The following is a 17,950-nucleotide window of genomic DNA, read 5'->3' on the forward strand; positions in this document are numbered from 1 at the left end:
TGGTTAAAGATAAAACGACTGGAGTTGGGCGCTAATAGCCTTAGCGACGTAATAGAACGGATGGCGCGACATTAAAACTTACCCAAAAAGTCAAAATATGGGTAGCTTTGGGCAAGTATTTGGTTACAGTTGCTTACCCTAGCCAAAACAAAGTCCCTAAACCCGCCCCTACACAATATTATGATTATGTTCGACTAGCGAAGGATCACGCGCCAGGTTCCTTTCTGCCCTCTGCCCTCTGCCTTTAATTAATTGCAAAGGGCGCGATCGCGCTCTGTTACATTGGGGTTAGTCTTCAGATAATCCCCTACCCAATCACAACTGCGAACCAGGAGATTATCGAGAACGGTTTGATTAACATCCTCCAAATTCCACAAAATGATGCTGTTGTCCAAACTGGCAGATGCCAGTGTTTGCTTATCGGGGTGGAAACTCAACCCTCTGATTTCATCCTGATGCCCTTTAAGGGTGACAATTGGCGTGCCATCATGTTGCCAGAGTTTGATCTGCCCGTCTAAACTTCCGGATGCAATGGTTTGACCGTCAGGAGAAAATGCTACCGCATAAACTGGATTATCATGACCTTCTAGGGTTTGTAGCAAAACGCCGTCTTTATTCCAGAGTTTCACGGTTTTATCCTCACTGGCGATGGCAATTGTCTCACCGTCAGGGGAAAAACTCACGGCTTTGATCGCTTCATCATCTGCCTGCCATGATGAGAGGACTGTGCCAGTTTTATCCCAAATCACGGTGTTGTCATCACTAACTGAAGCAATGATCTCACCGTCGGGGGAGAAACTAATATCATTGACGCCACTACGATGTTCCTCGAGGGTTTTCAGTAGCGTTCCATTGCGATTCCATAATTTAATCGTTGCATCCTCACTCGCTGTGGCAATGGTTTCGCCATCTGGAGAAAAACTCACCCGATTTATGCGATCGCGATGTCCATCCTCTAGATTGTCTTCCCCTGGCAAAGTCTTCAGGAGTTTCCCCTCTGGGTTCCACAAGCGCACCCGTTTGTCATTACCCACCGTGACAAGCGTCTCACCGTCGGGGCTAACGTTCACATCATAGACGCGATCGCTATTCTCTTGCAGCGTTGCTAACTCTATCCCATCACTTTGCCAGAGTTTCACCGTCTTGTCTGAACTCGCGGATGCCAAATAATTCCCCTGGGGACTAAACCGGACACTATTGACCGAATCCCGATGTCCCTGAAGCGTATCAACAAGCTGACGTTCACCCAGTTGCCACAGTTTTACACTCTTATCTAAACTCGCCGACGCCAGAGTCTGCCCATCGGGACTAAAACTCGTCCCATAAACCGCACCCTGATGTCCAGTTAGCGTTGTCAGCAGTTGACCCTCTCGATTCCAGAGTTTCACGGTTTGGTCATCACTACTGGAGGCGAGAGTTTGCCCATCGGGACTCCAAACCACGCCCCTGATCTGGTTTTCATGTCCCGTAAGCGTGGTGATCAGGGTGCCGTCTTGACCCCAGAGTTTGATCGTATTATCTGTACTACTTGAAGCAATAATTTGCCCATCGGGACTAAAACTCACCCCGCTAACGCCACCCTCATGACCCGTCAGGGTTAACCGTTGTTCACCCGCTAGCGTCCAAACCTTGACTGTACCATCCCAACTCGCCGTCGCCAAGGTTTCACCATCTGGAGAGAAACTCACGCCATAAACCTCACCCTGATGTCCGTCTAGAGTACCCACCAACGTGCCATCTGGCTGCCAAAGTTTCACCGTTTGGTCATTACTGGCGGTGGCGAGGAGTTTACCATCAGGGCTAAACTTGACGCTATTGACTGCATTGTCATGGGCGGCGATGGTTTTAATCACGGTTCCCTCTTGATTCCACAAGTTAACCGTCCCATCGAAACTGCCACTGGCAAGGGTTTGCCCATCTGGAGAGAAACTCACGCCCCGGACTTGCTGAGTATGTCCGGTGAGGGTACGAACTAATGTACCATCTGGACGCCAAAGTTTTACGGTTTGGTCATTACTCGCGGTAGCAATCCATTCACCATCGGGACTATAACTGACATCCCATACTCTGTCCGTATGACCCTCTAATTGGTTCCGTTCTCTACCCCAAGACACCGTTTGTTGCAGGGCGGTGATCACATTGGCGTTTAACTGAGTATCCTTTTGACTCCAGTTAGCATTTTGCAGTTTACGTCCCGCTTTCAGGGCTTCTAATCGGGCTTCAAAGCCTTGACCAGACGCAAACAACGCTTCTGCGGTTTTACTGTGGCTAATAATCTGCCCGGTATAGGCTTGCATCCTTAGTCGTTCGGCTTTTAAATATTGAACGAATGCCACTCCCCCTAAAATAACCGAAGCGCCTAACGCCACACTCACGCCAGCGAGAAGTCGTCTTTGACCACGGGTTCTGGCTTGGCGTCCCGCATCAATATACTCTCGCTGAAGTTGGGTCGGTTTGGGTTCGATTTCCGCGCTGGTGGTGAACCATTGTTCGGCGGCTTCGAGTTCACTTCCTCGGAGTAAAAGGTGGTTATTGCGTTGTTTCTTATCCCACTCTTTCGCCAGTTGTTGCAAGCGGGTATGTTTCTTAATATGGTCTAAATCGGTATCCAGGGTTTTGAGTAGAGACTCCAATGACCCATTAAAATTATCAGTTTCGCGGAAGAATACCCAGTTGAGTCTAGCTAATTCTGGATGTACGCCTTTGAGTTGATCATCCCGCAGCACAATTGGGATAATGCGTTTGCAGCGTTGAATTGCGTACTCCAATTCTTGAGTACAGCGTTCCGATTGAATCGCATGGGGACTAATAAAGAAAATACAGGTGTGGGCGGCTTCTATTTCTGGTTCAGTCTGGGTTAGAGGACTTTCTTCCCAATTCAGCCAAATATCTCGTTTCTCCCGGATGAGGGCGTCATAGAGTCTCTGAATCGCGTCTTTATCGGGGGAGGAGTAGGAAATAAAAATTTCAGCCATGTTTTGTTATTTGTCCTTCGTCATTTGTCCTTCGTCATTTGTCCTTCGTTACATCATCCGCTGCCGTAAGTTTTATTCTTCACTTATAACTTCTTACAAAGGGAATTCGAGTTGGTTTGCAGATAGTCTCCTGCCCAATTACAACCCGCTGCGATGAGATTGTTGAGTAATTGGTCATCCAAATACTCTAAATTCCAGAGAATCATGGTGTCGTTTCTATCCGTAGATGCCAGGGTGTTGCCATCGGAACTGAAACTGAGATGGTCTACTCCCGCTTGATGTCCGTTCAAGGTAACGACTTCTGTGCCATCTAGCGTCCAAATTTTCACGGTACCATCTAAACTGGCAGTAGCCAGGAACTGACCATCGGGTCGAAAGGTGACGCGATAGACGCGATCGCGATGTCCTGCCAGAGTCTGGAGTAACTTACCCTCAGTTGTCCAGAGTTTCACGGTTTGGTCATCACTGGCGGTGGCAATGATTTGACCATCGGGGGAGAAGCTGACACTACCAACGGCGGCGTCATGTCCCTCAATCGTCTGTAGAGACGTTGCATGCAACGTCTCTCCATCTAGACGCCACAGTTTCACGGTGCCATCGGTACTGGCGGAGGCAATGGTTTGGCTATCCGGGCTGAAGCTGACATCTAACACCATACCCTGATGACCTTTGAGAGTCTGCACCAGTTCACCATCAGGTGTCCAGAGTTTCACGGTTTGGTCTTGACTCCCTGAGGCAAGATACTCTCCATCGGGAGAAAATTGTACCGTCCAGACGATTCCCTCATGCCCGTTTAGCGTCTGTAATTCTTTCCCGTCTTTTGTCCAGAGTTTCACGGTTTGGTCATCACTGGCTGAGGCAATGGTTTCACCGTCGGGAGAAAAACTGACACTTTCCACCCAATTTTTATGTCCGGATAGGGTGTTTAATTTCTTGCCGTCTGGACTCCAGAGAGTGACATCGATTCCGGATGCGATCGCGATTAAATCTCCATTGGGGCTGAAACTGGGACTAATACCGGATTGGGGCAAGGTTTTGACGAAGGGATTGTCTAGTTTCCAGAGTTTCACAGTTGTGTCATCACTCGCTGATGCTAGAGTTTGCCCATCTGGACTGAAATCCACCCCAAATACCTGACTGCTATGTCCGGTGAGGGTATTGAGTAGGGTTCCCTCCCGATTCCAGAGTTTGATGGTTTTGTCTTTACTACTGGTGGCAAGGCGTTGACTATCCGGGCTAAATGTCACCTGCCAGATGCCATCAGTGTGACCCGTTAGCGTTTGCAGTTCTTCCCCCTCAATCGTCCAGAGTTTCACTGTTTTATCCTGACTGGCGCTGGCGATGAGTTGACCATCCCCGGAAAAACTCACACTTGTGACCTCTCCTTGGTGTCCTGTCAGGGTTTGTAATTCTTTACCCTCGATTGTCCAGAGTTTCACCGTCTGATCGGCGCTAGCCGATGCCAACTGTTGACCGTCAGCCGAGAAGCTGACACTGATAACTGGGGCATTATGTCCAGTTAAGGAATTCAGGAGTTCACCCTCTCGACTCCATAGGTTTACTGTCCCATCCTGGCTGGCTGAGGCAATGATTTGACTATCGGGGGAAAAAGTGACATCGTAAATATCATTATCATGGGCATTAATGCTATGTAGCTTCGCCCCGTCTTTTGTCCACAGGTTTACCGTCCCATCCCGGCTAGCCGAAGCAATCATTTCACCATCAGGGCTAAAGCTGACCTCTCGGACGCGATCGCGATGCCCTTCTAGGGTTTTGATTAAACTCCCATCTCGCTGCCAGAGTTTAACCGTATGATCACTACTAGCCGAGGCAATACGTTCACCGTCGGGGCTAAAACTAACGCTGCGAACTTTATTTGTATGCCCGTCTAATTGATTCGATTGATTCACCCAATAGACAGACTGAAGTAACGCCGTGGAAATCGTTGAATGAAGTTGAGGTTCTCGGCTAACCCAGTTGGCTTGTTGCAGCGTTTTAGCCGCCTCTAGGGATTCTAAAAGGGCAGGAAATTTTTGCTGGGAAACAAATAAAGCGTCGGAGGTGGTACTTTGGACAATAAGCTGTTCTTGCTGGGCTTGGACAAAAAGTTTTTGCGATCGCTGATATTGCCAGAACGCGACAAGTCCTAAGAGAGTAGACACACCCAGCGCCAAGCTAACTCCAATAATGGATCGTTTTGCCTGACGAGTGACCCATTGACGACTGAGTCCAACGTATTCCCGATGCAGAGGTGTAGGAAAAGGTTTTTGTTCTGAACTCCACACCAGCCAGGATTCTCCTGATGTCAGTTCACTTCCGCTTAATAGGAGGCTAGTATTGCGTCCTTTTTTTTCCCATTCCATGGCTTGCACTAACAAGCGCGTATGTTCTTGGGTATCCTCTTTATTCGTGTCAATGGCTTGCAGCAGTTCTGCAAACGCCTGTTCAAAATCCGTACCTTCGCGAAAATCAATCTGGGGAAGTTCTCTCATCTCTGGATGGATCGCGTCTGGGTCAACATCCAGATATAGTATCGGCAGAATTCGCTTATGGTGTTTTAGGGAACAGTCTACTTCGACACCGCACTCTTTGGATGCCACTGAATCTGGGCTAATCACAAAGACGATATTATTCGATTCTTCGATTCCTTGGTAGATTTCTTGTCGCCAATCAGCGGTTAGGGGAATGCCTTCCCAATCCACCCAAACCTCACGGTTAGCGTTTTTAAATGCCTCCCGCAGTTTCAGCACAAATTCCTTATTGCGCCGGGAATAAGAAATAAAGGCTTCTTTCATAAATTGCACACCTTGAAGTGTCTAGGTTCTATGAATCGGGTTCAGTGATGATCGTTATTCTTCTGGGGTGGAAGCATCGGGGGCGGTGAACTGCACTGCGCCTTGGATGGCATTATCTTTGGTGCGATCAGCCGCATCACAGACTAAGGCAAACTGGAAGTAATAATCTGTTTCCCTTTTTAGAGAAAGATCATTGGGAAGCGTGATTTCAACCTCACCGCCTGCTTCAGGAATCTCAATCATGGTTTGATAAACTGGATTCCAACTCTGATCCACCAGGAGAAATTCGGCGGAGGTGACAGTGGTTTCCGGTACTTGCCATGAAAGTGTTGCGGGCGAGTTCAGCGCCACTAAATAAACCCCCTGATCGTTAGTAGGCATCAAGGGGGTAATCGTTGCTTCGCCACATCCAGCACCGCGCAACCCAGCGCCGCGATCGCGCGATGGTGAAAGCTGGGCAGTTAAAACGTTTACATCTTCATTAGACTGGGCTTGTAGCGGGGGTTGCCAGCCGATCCCCATTACCCAGATTGTCGTGAATACCCCGGTTACCAGACTCAAAGACTTAAAAGACTTTAATCTATCCATTGGTAGATGTGTGAAACCTAATTGATACTTCTAAACCCATAATAATCGAAAATTTCCCGTTTTATCTGGAAAAATAAATTTAAGCTGATCTTCATCAAAACTTTAAAAAACCCAGAGTTTTTTAAAGACAATCTTCATGATTATGCTTTAGTCTCCTCTTGTGAGAGGCAATGGAGGCGGTAATACCTAGTAATATATATATTACAGATCTAAGGCGACTCCTTAGATATTTTTGCGCTGTTCTGAATCGTTGTCATTGGTGTGCCAGTAACCATTAACTATCAATCCCCAATCAAACCCATCGAAACTAGCTGTAGCGTCTGGTTGCAGTGGCTATTGGTGACGCTGTTGGGTTTTGTGGCAAGTCTATTTTGGATCGAGATTGGAGAAAGACCCGATATTAATATGATTGAGGGGATCATTGGCGGGACGATAATCGGATTCGCCCAATGGCTAGTCTTGAGACGATACCTTTCCTCCGCCTGGTGGTGGATTATTGCCAGTCTCCTCGGTTGGGGAGTCATGGGGTTGAGTTCCTTTGGAGTCATCGGTTGGTTTGCTCCCCGAACGATGCGTCTTTTCCCTCGGTTGGTGTATGGAGTCGTCGATGGTGCAACTCTGGGGCTAATCCTGGGAATGGCACAATGGTGGGTTCTCAGACAGTATGTTAGCAAAGCTTGGGGATGGATTTTTGCCAATACTCTATACTGGGCAATCGGCTTAACTGTAGGTTGGATTGTCGGCGGACTTTTGCGCCGCTTCACCCAGATGTTTCTCAGCGAAGTTCTGGGTTTAGGGGTAACGTGGATGTTAGTTGCAGGGTTAACTGGAATAACTTTAATTCGATTGCTGGGAAAGGTTTCAACTATCAAGGGTAGTGGTTGATAGTGGTTGATAACGGACGCGATCGCATCCATATAGATATTACGATTGCCCATGACACACCGAGCGAAGCTGAGGTGTTGCCTATTCCCTATTCCCTCTCCCCACCACAAGACTTATTCAGCAGCCCCTAATCTACTATAGCAGTAGACACATCGATTAGGACTTTCGGCACCATTGTAGAGACGCGCCATGGCGCGTCTCTACATAAATGATGTGTCCTAACCGCTATGGCGGTTGCTATAACTTAAAAACTGCTGAAAATTCACCTTTTTAAATCCTGCGTTTAGCCTCTCGATGATACAAAATATTTTCGTTTTTTTTTAATTTAGTGGGTTGGATATTGACGCCATCAAAATAAGCATTGCTGATATCAACTTGACTCAGATTAGCGTCACTCAGATTAACATCACTCAGATTAGCATCACTCAAATCTGCCCCCCTCAAATCCGCCCCGCTTAAGTTAGCACCACTTAAATTAGCATCGGTAAAATCAGTATTTCTCAGATTAGCCCCACTCAAATCCGCATCACTTAAATCCGCATTATTGAAGTCAGCATAACTCAGATTAGCCCCACTCAGATCAGCGTCACTTAGGATAGTATCCATCAAATCGGCTTGACTCAGATCCGTTCTACTCAAGTTAGCATGACTCAAATCCGCCCGACTCAAATCCGCACCCTTTAAATTAGCACCAATAAGATTAGCATGGCTCAGGTTAGCATCAATCAGATCAGCACCTCTCAGGTTAACTTCACTCAGATCCGCATGACTCAGATCTGTGGCAATCAAGCAAGCACCAGAGAGTTTCGCGGCATTCAGTTTCGCTTTAGTAAGTTTCGCTTTATCCAGGTGACTGTTACTCAGATCAGCGGTAATTAAATTAGCTTCTTGTAAGTTAGCTTCATAGAGAAATGCTTTCGGTAAGTTGATACCTTGTAAATTTGTTCCCGGAATATTGAGTCCTCTCAAACTCACACCATCTTCATTCAAATCTTGCAAGGCGTGAACCCGGGCATAGCTAGTTTGTCGTCCATGGGCAGCGTCTATTGTGCGCCAAGCTTGGTAATAGAATTGTTTTTTTCGATTCGGCGTTTCTTTTAAAAATAAAACAACCGCTGCAAAAATACTGATAGCTTCAACATTATTCAGAATTTTAGAGAGTTGAGAGTTCTCATCCGTGATCAGGATCACGCCAATGACCAGAACAGTTGCTCCAACCACAACTGACCAAGTGGGTAACTTCCAGAAATAAGCGACGAAATGAACTGAGAATTTTCGTAACCAAAAGATTAATCGCTTAAGTTGTGTCTTCACTGAATCACTATTTAACCTCCTAATACATCTTTGATAAGACGAGGGTTTTTTATTTTATTCAGGATGCCCATCTATTATAAATCCCCCGAACTTTATTCGAGGGATTAGGCTTAAGTCTTTAATTTCAGTGACGCCAATCGGTTTAAGCGGGATTGGTTTGAGTTCGCTTCTCTAGGAGACTCACAATTGATGCCTTTTCCAATAGTCCAACCAGGACTCCATTTTCGCGCACCACCGGCAATTGAGTAAATTTGCCTTGTTCCAGCAGCGTAATCACTTCTAACAGAGACTGATCCGATTTGACGATCGCATCCAACTCCACAGGCTTGATCAGTTCGCTGACTGGAGTCGTTGTCCAGTTCGAGGTGGGGATAGTTTTGAGATCATCAACCGCGATCGCACCGATCAATTGTCCTTGTTCATCAGTCACCAAGAACTTGCGCCATTCTTTTTTGCCGATAATGTAGTTGTTGGCAAAGTCCCGCAGCGACAGATCCGCTGAGATAATTGGACTCTCTGGAATTACCGCATCTTCAGCTTTGAGATCCTGGAGTTTTTCTTGCAGGGTAGCTGATTGCGCTGACATCCCCGCATTTTGTAGCAGGAATACCCCAATTAATAGCGTCCAGATACTACCAATGTTACTCAGACCTAAGACCGAAAGGATACCGATGCTGATTCCCAACCATCCGACAACCTGACCAACCCGACTGGCAAAAACAACACCGCGATAGGGATTCCCGGTGATTTTCCAAACCACGGATTTGAGGATATTCCCACCATCTAAAGGTAAGCCAGGAATCAGGTTAAATAGGGCTAAAACTAAATTGATCGAAGCCAGTAAACTGAGAATGGCTGCTAAGGGACCAGAGACGCCGCTGCTCACGCCGATACCCGTAAATAGGGCAAAAAGGGCTAAACTAACTAAAGGACCTGCGATCGCGACCCAGAAGGCTTCGGCTGGCGTTTGAGATTCCTTCTCCAAGCTGGCTAGACCCCCAAAGAGAAACAGGGTAATCGATTTCACCTCAATGCCCTGGCGAATGGCGACTAAACTATGCCCCAATTCATGGGCTAAAACCGAGGCAAATAGCAACAGCGCCCCCACGAATCCCAACATCCAGGGTAAGAGACCTGTCAATCCAGCAAATCCGCCGAGATATCCCCCAAACTCAAACGTGACCAAAGCGAGAACCAAAAACCAGGAGGGGTTTACATAAAAGGGAATCCCCAATAAATTACCAACACGAATACTACCGTTCATACGAATTACCTCAAATCTACTCTCAAAGAAAACGTTTTTGTTTTTATAGTGTCCTCCTTGGGGTCTGAATCTATCGTAACGAAATGTAAAACTTCCGTTCCACCATTATTTTTCGTAAAATCCGATCCCAGGGGTTCGGTTGTGAACATCAGCTAGTCTGTACCGTCTGTCTAGGTGTGGTTGATAATAATAGAGGAAGGACAACCTCAATGTGCCACTATTTTTTGTTTTCATCTTCAGCCCACTCATCCTCTTAATTTAGGTCATGTCTGTTTCTGAACCCACCACTATCCAGTCTTATCACCAAGAAGAACTCCAGCAAATCCTGAATCTCGCGATCGTCCGTCAAGCCAATGGCGGTGAGTTTTCCCGGACGCAGCTTGTAGAAATTGCCGCTGAATTGGGAATCTCGCCAGCGAACCTCCAACTAGCGGAACAGGAATGGCGGCTTCAGCAACAACAGCAGCACAAGCGCCGGGAGTTTGAACAGTATCGGCGCAGCCAATTAAAGCAGCGTTTGGGCAAATATATTATCGTTAATGGCTTTTTGGTTGTAATTAATCTGCTCAGTGCGGGTCAGCTTTCCTGGGCATTGTATATTCTCTTGTTTTGGGGAGCAGGACTGGGTTTGAAGACGTGGAATACTTATCAACTTCAAGGAGACGCTTATGAAAAAGCGTTTCAAAAGTGGTATCGCCAGCAACAGTTGAATCAGTTGACTCAATCCATTTTTACCCGGTTGAACAGTTGGATTAAGGCAACATAAGGATTCAGTCATTCATAAATAGGGATTGCTGCACACAATACTTATTCAGCAATCCCTAAATATCTCTGGCAAAACTTCAACGCTACGGCGACATCACTGGTTTGCTGTGGATACATTACCACCGGACGATCAATGACAATTAATGGAATTCCCAACTGCGCCGCCACTTGTCGCTTCGTCGCCTCTCCCCCGGCTACCCCAGACGCCTTAGTCACCACCCGTGAAATATCCCAGTGACGCCAGAGTGCCATTTCCAATTCAAAGGGTACAGGGGGGCGTACCGCAATAATGCGATCGCGACTAAATCCTGCTGCTATAGCCGCCTCTAGAGACGTAACGGCGGGAAGAATCCGGGCAAATAAAGTCGATCGCGCTTGCCAGTCTTGAAATAAGGATAAAACTTTATAGCCCGTGGTTAACAGTACCCGTTGTTGATTTAAATAGTCACCCGCCACCAAGGTTTCAAAACTGTCTAAGCTAATCACAGATGGTTCATTATTCGTCTGTAGGGGCGGGTTTAGGGAATTGGGTTTCGCTGTTGATGATAACCTTTGTTCAAAACCCGCCCTGACCGATGTGTAGGGGCGGGTTTCACTATTATCATTTGTTGTCACCCTGATGTGACTAAACCCGCCCTGATCTCCCCCATCTCCTTGAACGACAGGACGTTCAAAACGCAGGTAGGGAATCTGGTAACGTTGTGCAGTCGCGATCGCCATTCGGGAAATTTCTACCGCATAGGGATGAGATGCATCAAGTATGGCTCTAATAGGCTGCTGTTGACAAAGCTGCTCAATCTGCTTAGTATTCAAGCGCCCCACTTGTATCTGTAAATTTGGCGTTTGAGGATAAAGGGACTCGGCGGCGGCTGTTGTCACCGTAACCAGACAAGGTAAATTTAGAGACGCGATCGCCTCTGCTAACTGTACACTCTCACTTGTCCCACCAATCAGCCACAGACTTTGACTCTCTGGCAAAACCTACCGACCTTTAAGCGCTCTGGTAAAATTTTTCCGATAAGACTTATTTGCCACAATTAAAGCGGGCCACAACAAAGACAAATAAATTCGGTTAGGCAAGCTACGAGAGAAGTTTGTCCGATTGAACCCCGTCCACAACTTCCAAACACCGTAGCCATAAATCCCCAACACAAGCAAAACTAATACTTTCATCCAATTAACCCCCAAGAAACCGAATCAGGGACTGTTTCACACCGACTGCAAAGCCTCAGCCGAGCAAAAGCGAACCTGCTAATTCACTCATTTTAGACCAACTCCCCCAAAACGTCTCCGGTTACATCTGGCAGTATACGAATCCTTGAATCACTTTTACAATAACGTTTTCAGCCTTTTAGATGCCACATTTCAGCCCTAGGTAGAATTGATCCCGACTACAAGTCAAAGTAGCATTAAGTTCAGTTCTAGTCTATTTATCCATTAGAGTTCAGTTGTAGCATGACCGGGCTAGCTTAGTTAAACGAGACAATAAATAGAAAAATATACGGTGCAAACACCGTGAAGCCAAAAATTTTTAGGAGGACTTATGCGAGCAGTGCTGATGGCAGGCGGTTCGGGAACACGTCTGAGACCCTTAACCTGTGATCTGCCCAAACCCATGGTGCCGGTACTCAATCGACCGATCGCCGAACACATTATCAACCTACTCAAACGCCATAATATCACCGAAGTTATTGCTACACTGTACTACCTCCCCGATGTAATGCGGGATTATTTCCAAGATGGCAGTGACTTTGGCGTGCAAATGACGTATGCCGTCGAAGAAGAGCAGCCCCTCGGTACTGCCGGTTGCGTGAAAAACATTGCCGAATTACTCGATGATACCTTCATTGTGATCAGTGGTGACAGCATCACCGACTTTGATTTAAAAGCCGCCATTGAATTCCATAAAAGCCGTAACTCTAAAGCCACCATTGTTCTCTACCGTGTCCCCAATCCTGTGGAATTTGGGGTGGTAATTACCGATGAGCAAATGCGGATTCGCCGCTTTTTAGAAAAACCCTCAACCAGTGAGATTTTCTCGGATACGGTAAATACAGGCACTTACATCTTAGAACCGTCTGTCTTAGATTACCTGCCCGAAAACACAGAATCTGACTTTTCTAAAGACCTGTTTCCCCTACTCTTAGACAAAGGGGAACCCATGTATGGCTTTGTCGCAGATGGATATTGGTGTGATGTCGGTCATCTCGATGCTTACCGCGAATCCCACTACGACGCCTTAGATAGAAAGGTAGAGATTGATTTTGCTTACGAAGAGCGCAGATCAGGACTATGGGTGGGACAAAATACATCCATTGATCCTACGGTTAAAATCGAAACCCCAGCCCTAATTGGCAGTAATTGTCGCATTGGTCCAGGGGTGAATATTGAAGCCGGAACCGTGATTGGGGATAATGTCTCCGTTGGGGCTTACGCTGACCTGAAGCGTCCGATTCTCTGGAATGGTTCGATTATTGGTGATGAAGTCCATCTGCGGGCTTGTGTCATTTCCCGAGGCACTAGGGTGGATCGTCGCGCCCATGTCTTGGAAGGTGCGGTTGTCGGTTCTCTATCAACCGTGGGAGAAGAAGCCCAAATTAGCCCTAGTGTGAGGGTTTGGCCCAGCAAGAAAATTGAATCGGGTGCCATGTTAAACATGAACCTGATTTGGGGGAGTACAGCGCAACGGAATCTTTTTGGTCAACGTGGCGTTCAAGGCTTGGCGAATATTGATATTACGCCAGAGTTTGCCGTCAAATTGGGTGCGGCTTACGGATCAACCTTAAAACCGGGGTCTCAAATCACCGTCTCTCGCGATCAACGCAGTATCTCCCGCATGGTATCGCGATCGCTAATTGCGGGCTTAATGTCCGTGGGGATTCACGTCCAGAACTTGGAAGCCACAGCCATCCCCATCGCCCGTCTGGTTGTACCCACCCTAGCGGTTGCTGGGGGAATTCACGTCCGGGTACACCCGGATCGCCCCGACTATATTCTGATCGAGATTTTTGATTCCCACGGCATCAATATCTCCAAAGCCAAGGAGAAGAAAATTGAAGGGGCTTACTTCAAAGAGGACTTGCGCCGATCGCCGATTCCAGAAATTGGCAATGTCAACTACCCCAGTCAGTTACTCGATCTCTATAGCGTCGGCTTTGAACGGTATTTAAATGTGCAAGCGATTCGCAATAGTGGCGCAAAATTAGTGATTGATTATGCTTATGCAGTTTCTGGGGCAGTTCTCCCCGTCTTGTTGGCAAAATTCGGCTGTGATGCGGTTGTCCTCAATGCCAGTTTAAATCAAATGTCCCTCTCCGCCGATGAAAGAGAAGGATTACTCACCCAACTCGGTCAAGTGGTGGAAGCCCTTAAAGGTAATTTTGGCGTCCAGGTGTCCGCCAATGGGGAACAACTGATCTTGGTGGATGAATCCGGAATGCCCGTGCGCGGGGAAACCCTAACCGCGCTGATGGTTAGCGTGATGCTGACGGCTCATCCTCGCAGTACTGTAGTGGTTCCGGTTCATACCTCCAGTGCTGTGGAACAAATCGCCCGTCGTCATGATGGTCGAGTGATTCGTACTAAAGCGAATCCAGCGGCGTTGATGGAAGCCTCTCAAACTAATCCTAATGTTGTGTTGGGTGGTTCTGAGGAAATGGGCTTTATTTTTCCGCAACTCCATCCCGGATTTGATGCCATGTTCTGCATCGCTAAGTTAATTGAGATGCTGACAATTCAAGAGCGATCCCTGGGTCAGATTCGCAGCGAATTGCCTCGGGTGTGCCATAAAACCTATACCATGCGCTGTCCTTGGACGGTCAAGGGAGCATTAATGCGCCACTTAGTCGAAACCCATGCCAATGATGACTTAGAACTTATTGATGGGGTGAAAATTGTGGATTGGCAAACAGACAGTTGGGTGTTGATTTTGCCGGATGCGGGAGAACCGCTAGTCCATGTCTTTGCCAACAGCGATGATCGCAATTGGGTCGATGAAAATCTGAGAAAATATCGCACTTATGTGCAAGAGTTCATCGAACAAGAGCAAGGGCTGGAACTGCCCACAGCTGAATCGCCTGTCTAAGTCCAGGCGGGTTACGGTAAGCTGATGGAGGAAGCGGGGCGGGTTGAGTCACATCTGGGTTAGGTCAGAAACGATAGTTGTGAAACCCGCCCCTACAGGCTCAAAACTCTCTCCCCCCTGACAATATAGTACTTTTGTTCTAAATTAAAGAAGGAGGACGTTGAGTAATAACAACGGACTCCTTTTTTCAATGGTCAACATACGTCTGCTGGGTCAGGAGTAGTAATGATAGAATGGGCGAATATGGTTTTTGAAACGACCAATTGTCCCAAACATAAGCGCTACTCAACTAGCAGTCACGGTCAATGAATAGACCGATTACCCAAAGCGCCAGGAGATATTAACGATGAATAGCTGCGTCTTGATGGCACAAATTATTCAAGATCCAGAACTGCGTTACACCTCGGATAATCAAACCCCTATTGCCCAAATGCTGGTGCAGTTCCCCAGTATGCGATCCGACGATCCACCCGCAACACTCAAAGTAGTCGGTTGGGGCAATTTGGCTCAAGAAATCAAGGAAAACTATGGGGTTGGTGATCTTGTCGTCCTTGAAGGGCGTCTGAGTATGAATACGATTGAGCGCCCCGAAGGATTTAAAGAAAAACGGGCTGAATTAACCACTTATCGAGTTCATAAACTGGGTGCAGATACGGACATGGGGCTACAAACGGCTACCGTTTCCCCAACGATGCAGGCGACAACAATCCCATCATCACCCAAGAAATCAGAGAATGTTGTTCCCATGCGATCGCGTCCCGCCCCTCCAACCCCGGCACCTGTATCTGCACCGAGAGATCAGGACTATGATTATTCATCGCCGATTGATCAGCCGAGTTATGAACCCTCTCCAGTGCCAAACGTTCCCCCGGTTCCCGATACCCAGAAAGATTTAGATGATATTCCGTTTTAAAGATAATGGGGACAGCCTTAGCGTCTTTCACCCCCCTACTTATCAACTGCAATGAGCCGCAACTTGGTAAGATATTTGACTGCCAATGTTGCGGTACTGATGATCGAATCTGGCAAAATTTGCTATAATTCCCAAAACTAATCATTCAGATTAGTTTTAATAATAGTGTTGGTTAATTTGTCAGATAGGATAGAATTGTGTTTCAAGTTCTCTACCCCCTCATTCAGGCGATTCAGCCTTTTCTCATACCCTTGTGCTTTTGTCTAGCGTGGACAATAGTAATCATAACCCTAGTAACAGTCGGGTTGGCGATTAAAGACGGTGTGGCAAATGCTAAGCGTATGCATCAAATCCCTTGTAGCCACTGTCAATTTTTTACCAATGATTATCGTCTCAAATGTACCATTCATCCGTCTGTTGCCAATTCGGAACAAGCGATTAATTGTCGAGACTATTGTGCAACTAATCAGAGTATGACGCTGAATTAGCCCAAGGTGGCGGATGTGCCTATAATAAAATAATTCTAAAATGCTGTAATCCTTGTTAGTATTGGATTACGGCAAATACTTAAGGTTATCCCCTCAGATTGAGATTCAACCGAGGGGTGGTTTTTATGAAAAATATTGTGACAAAATGAGCATTATTCAGACTCACCAGATCGTTTGTTTAGAATACGCAACACGCCATTTATACGCTGAAGTGATTGAAGTCGTTGAATGGCGGCAGATTTGCTGGTTGCGCCCTTTAATGCTAGCTGTAACCTCTAGCGAGAATGAAGACATAACCTCGGTTCTCCCTCAATCTCTCAGATTGTATGATTTGCGTCAAGGACCTGACATACTTTGGCCCACAAAGTTTTTACGACTGGTTTGGGATACGGAAATCATTCCTCTATTCGCACAACTGGAAGACTTACATCATCACCCAAAAGATAATTCTGATACTCGCCATCAACTTGCTGATTTCATTGCTGAAGTTTGGCAAACCTATCCTCAGGAGTTTGAGTCATCCATGAAATGAAATCAATTCTATAGGGTAATCTAAAACTGGCTTTTGGCACTTACAAAAATTTCCCGTCTAGCTGGTGATGCTTAACGTAACGCTCTAAACACTAGGAACTAACCGGATTCTACCCGCATCCATCTCAGCCATTAATAATTCAAGGGCTTCGTAATCGGCATCGGAAATATATCCTAAGCGAGTTAATTCGTAGTTAATTTCATTCTCTATATCAGGAGTTAGTTGCCTGATATAAAGCGCTCTTTCAACCAAATGACGGATAACGTAGGTGGTGTTCACTCTCTTATTGCACAGAATTCCATACTAGATCAATTCTCTGGGGAATTACTAGGCAAGAGCGTGATTCTAATCATTTTTTTGGGTGATCTATATCACTGCTATTTGGCAAAAACTCGTATAATGAATTGATTTGATAACTAAGCAAACAGTGTGCTTAAGCCGCTGAAAAAGCAGCAATTCAAACAGTTTATCGCAGGTCAGTCCTTCTTGGGTAATTAATTAGTGTATTTGATTATACGAAACATTGTTAAAGAGGTAGAATAAATGCTAAGATGTGATTCATTTTATTCTCTACCCGAAGGAAGATGCCACAAATAGGCTATTAATTATAGATATAAAGCAACTGGTATTAAGGATAAACATTTCGTGCAGCAGGAATTGTGGGATATGACTTTGGGCTAAGTGTTCATTATTCAGTATATTAGGCTACAAAACTTAATCTTTTTTTAAGGAACACTAAAAAACTGAAGAAAGTAAAACCCCACGCTAGAAAACCTTAACCCGTTGTTAATGAAAACTTGTAGCAGATTGGAGAATTGACGCGCTATCTTTAGGTGGATTCTCTAATCCAATGTCTTAACCTATACAAATCTGAGGAGTGAGCTATGGCAATCGCAACTTTAAACACCAAATTATCAATCGTTAGACCAACGGGTCAGGTTAATGCCTCTAATACGGTTGAATTGGATCGGCAACTGAAATCGGCTATTTTGTCGGAACGCTATTCGACGGTGCTGGTGGATATGCAGCAGGTAGAAACCCTTGACAGTGCTGGCTTGCGTGTATTGGTATCCGCGTTGCGTTTAGCGCAACAGCGAAACCAGCGCTTTAGCATTTGTGGTGTGGGGGATTCGGTTCGGATGATTTTTGAGCTAACTCAACTGGATCAAGCTATGGAAATCTTTGAAAGCTATGATGCTTTCTTGGCAACCTTAGCCGCTCACGAAGACAGCCCAAGACGGACAATGGCTTATGCTTAATTCCTTTGGCATTAGCTAGCTTAAACGCTTAGTAGTGTTCCCTGATAACGCTCTCAAGCAGATGTCCCTGATATCGAAAAACTAAAAC

The 17,950-nt window shown here is 46.3% G+C and carries 16 protein-coding genes; 8 read left to right on the forward strand and 8 right to left on the reverse strand.

Features of this window, described 5'->3' with window-relative positions; all coding sequences use genetic code 11:
- Positions 1-248: 248 nt before the first annotated feature.
- The 3 genes from RID53_RS04780 to RID53_RS04790 form a co-directional block, all read right to left on the reverse strand.
- Positions 249-2,975 (reverse strand): toll/interleukin-1 receptor domain-containing protein, encoded by a 2,727-nt coding sequence (locus RID53_RS04780; protein ID WP_446387030.1) that lies wholly within the window; start codon positions 2,973-2,975, stop codon positions 249-251.
- 83 nt (positions 2,976-3,058) lie between these two features.
- Positions 3,059-5,770 carry a WD40 domain-containing protein gene (locus tag RID53_RS04785; RefSeq protein WP_446387031.1) on the reverse strand — a complete coding sequence of 904 codons (2,712 nt, stop codon included), beginning with the start codon at positions 5,768-5,770 and terminating at the stop codon, positions 3,059-3,061.
- A gap of 54 nt (positions 5,771-5,824) precedes the next feature.
- A complete protein-coding gene (locus RID53_RS04790) occupies positions 5,825-6,358 on the reverse strand; it encodes a DUF928 domain-containing protein (RefSeq protein ID WP_446387032.1) in 534 nt (177 codons plus the stop codon).
- Positions 6,359-6,619: 261 nt separating this feature from the next.
- On the opposite strand from RID53_RS04790, the gene RID53_RS04795 reads away from it, so the two are divergent.
- A complete protein-coding gene (locus RID53_RS04795) occupies positions 6,620-7,243 on the forward strand; it encodes a hypothetical protein (protein ID WP_446387033.1) in 624 nt (207 codons plus the stop codon).
- Between the two features lie 2 nt (positions 7,244-7,245).
- Complete coding sequence (locus RID53_RS04800) at positions 7,246-7,374, forward strand: hypothetical protein (RefSeq protein WP_446387034.1); 129 nt, start codon at positions 7,246-7,248, stop codon at positions 7,372-7,374.
- Between the two features lie 139 nt (positions 7,375-7,513).
- Here the strand turns inward: RID53_RS04800 and RID53_RS04805 are convergent, their stop codons facing one another.
- Both RID53_RS04805 and RID53_RS04810 read right to left on the reverse strand, forming a co-directional pair.
- Positions 7,514-8,557: a pentapeptide repeat-containing protein gene (locus tag RID53_RS04805; RefSeq protein WP_446387035.1), complete on the reverse strand. Its 1,044-nt coding sequence runs from the start codon at positions 8,555-8,557 to the stop codon at positions 7,514-7,516.
- Positions 8,558-8,699: 142 nt separating this feature from the next.
- Positions 8,700-9,821 (reverse strand): site-2 protease family protein, encoded by a 1,122-nt coding sequence (locus tag RID53_RS04810; RefSeq protein WP_446387036.1) that lies wholly within the window; start codon positions 9,819-9,821, stop codon positions 8,700-8,702.
- A 265-nt stretch (positions 9,822-10,086) separates the two neighbouring features.
- Here RID53_RS04810 and RID53_RS04815 point away from each other — a divergent pair, with 265 nt between their 5' ends.
- Complete coding sequence (locus RID53_RS04815; protein ID WP_446387037.1) at positions 10,087-10,587, forward strand: 2TM domain-containing protein; 501 nt, start codon at positions 10,087-10,089, stop codon at positions 10,585-10,587.
- Positions 10,588-10,628: 41 nt separating this feature from the next.
- Here the strand turns inward: RID53_RS04815 and RID53_RS04820 are convergent, their stop codons facing one another.
- Both RID53_RS04820 and RID53_RS04825 read right to left on the reverse strand, forming a co-directional pair.
- On the reverse strand, positions 10,629-11,564 hold the full coding sequence (locus tag RID53_RS04820; protein ID WP_446387038.1) for a precorrin-6A/cobalt-precorrin-6A reductase: 936 nt from the start codon (positions 11,562-11,564) through the stop codon (positions 10,629-10,631).
- A 3-nt stretch (positions 11,565-11,567) separates the two neighbouring features.
- The gene (locus RID53_RS04825) at positions 11,568-11,759 is read right to left on the reverse strand and encodes a hypothetical protein (RefSeq protein ID WP_446387039.1); all 192 of its coding nucleotides are present in this window, start codon (positions 11,757-11,759) and stop codon (positions 11,568-11,570) included.
- A gap of 370 nt (positions 11,760-12,129) precedes the next feature.
- On the opposite strand from RID53_RS04825, the gene RID53_RS04830 reads away from it, so the two are divergent.
- The 4 genes from RID53_RS04830 (at position 12,130) to RID53_RS04845 (ending at position 16,603) form a co-directional block, all read left to right on the forward strand.
- A complete protein-coding gene (locus tag RID53_RS04830) occupies positions 12,130-14,670 on the forward strand; it encodes a sugar phosphate nucleotidyltransferase (RefSeq protein WP_446387040.1) in 2,541 nt (846 codons plus the stop codon).
- Between the two features lie 346 nt (positions 14,671-15,016).
- Entirely contained in the window at positions 15,017-15,583 is a 567-nt protein-coding gene (locus tag RID53_RS04835) for a single-stranded DNA-binding protein (RefSeq protein WP_446387041.1), read from the forward strand.
- A gap of 197 nt (positions 15,584-15,780) precedes the next feature.
- Complete coding sequence (locus RID53_RS04840; protein ID WP_446387042.1) at positions 15,781-16,071, forward strand: hypothetical protein; 291 nt, start codon at positions 15,781-15,783, stop codon at positions 16,069-16,071.
- A 145-nt stretch (positions 16,072-16,216) separates the two neighbouring features.
- Complete coding sequence (locus RID53_RS04845; RefSeq protein ID WP_446387043.1) at positions 16,217-16,603, forward strand: hypothetical protein; 387 nt, start codon at positions 16,217-16,219, stop codon at positions 16,601-16,603.
- Positions 16,604-16,687: 84 nt separating this feature from the next.
- On the opposite strand, the gene RID53_RS04850 is transcribed toward RID53_RS04845, so the two are convergent.
- A complete protein-coding gene (locus RID53_RS04850; RefSeq protein WP_446387044.1) occupies positions 16,688-16,882 on the reverse strand; it encodes a hypothetical protein in 195 nt (64 codons plus the stop codon).
- 605 nt (positions 16,883-17,487) lie between these two features.
- On the opposite strand from RID53_RS04850, the gene RID53_RS04855 reads away from it, so the two are divergent.
- On the forward strand, positions 17,488-17,862 hold the full coding sequence (locus RID53_RS04855) for an STAS domain-containing protein (RefSeq protein WP_446387045.1): 375 nt from the start codon (positions 17,488-17,490) through the stop codon (positions 17,860-17,862).
- Positions 17,863-17,950: the final 88 nt, after the last annotated feature.

It is taken from the genome of Coleofasciculus sp. B1-GNL1-01 (assembly GCF_040220235.1).
In the GTDB taxonomy this organism is placed as follows: domain Bacteria; phylum Cyanobacteriota; class Cyanobacteriia; order Cyanobacteriales; family Coleofasciculaceae; genus Coleofasciculus.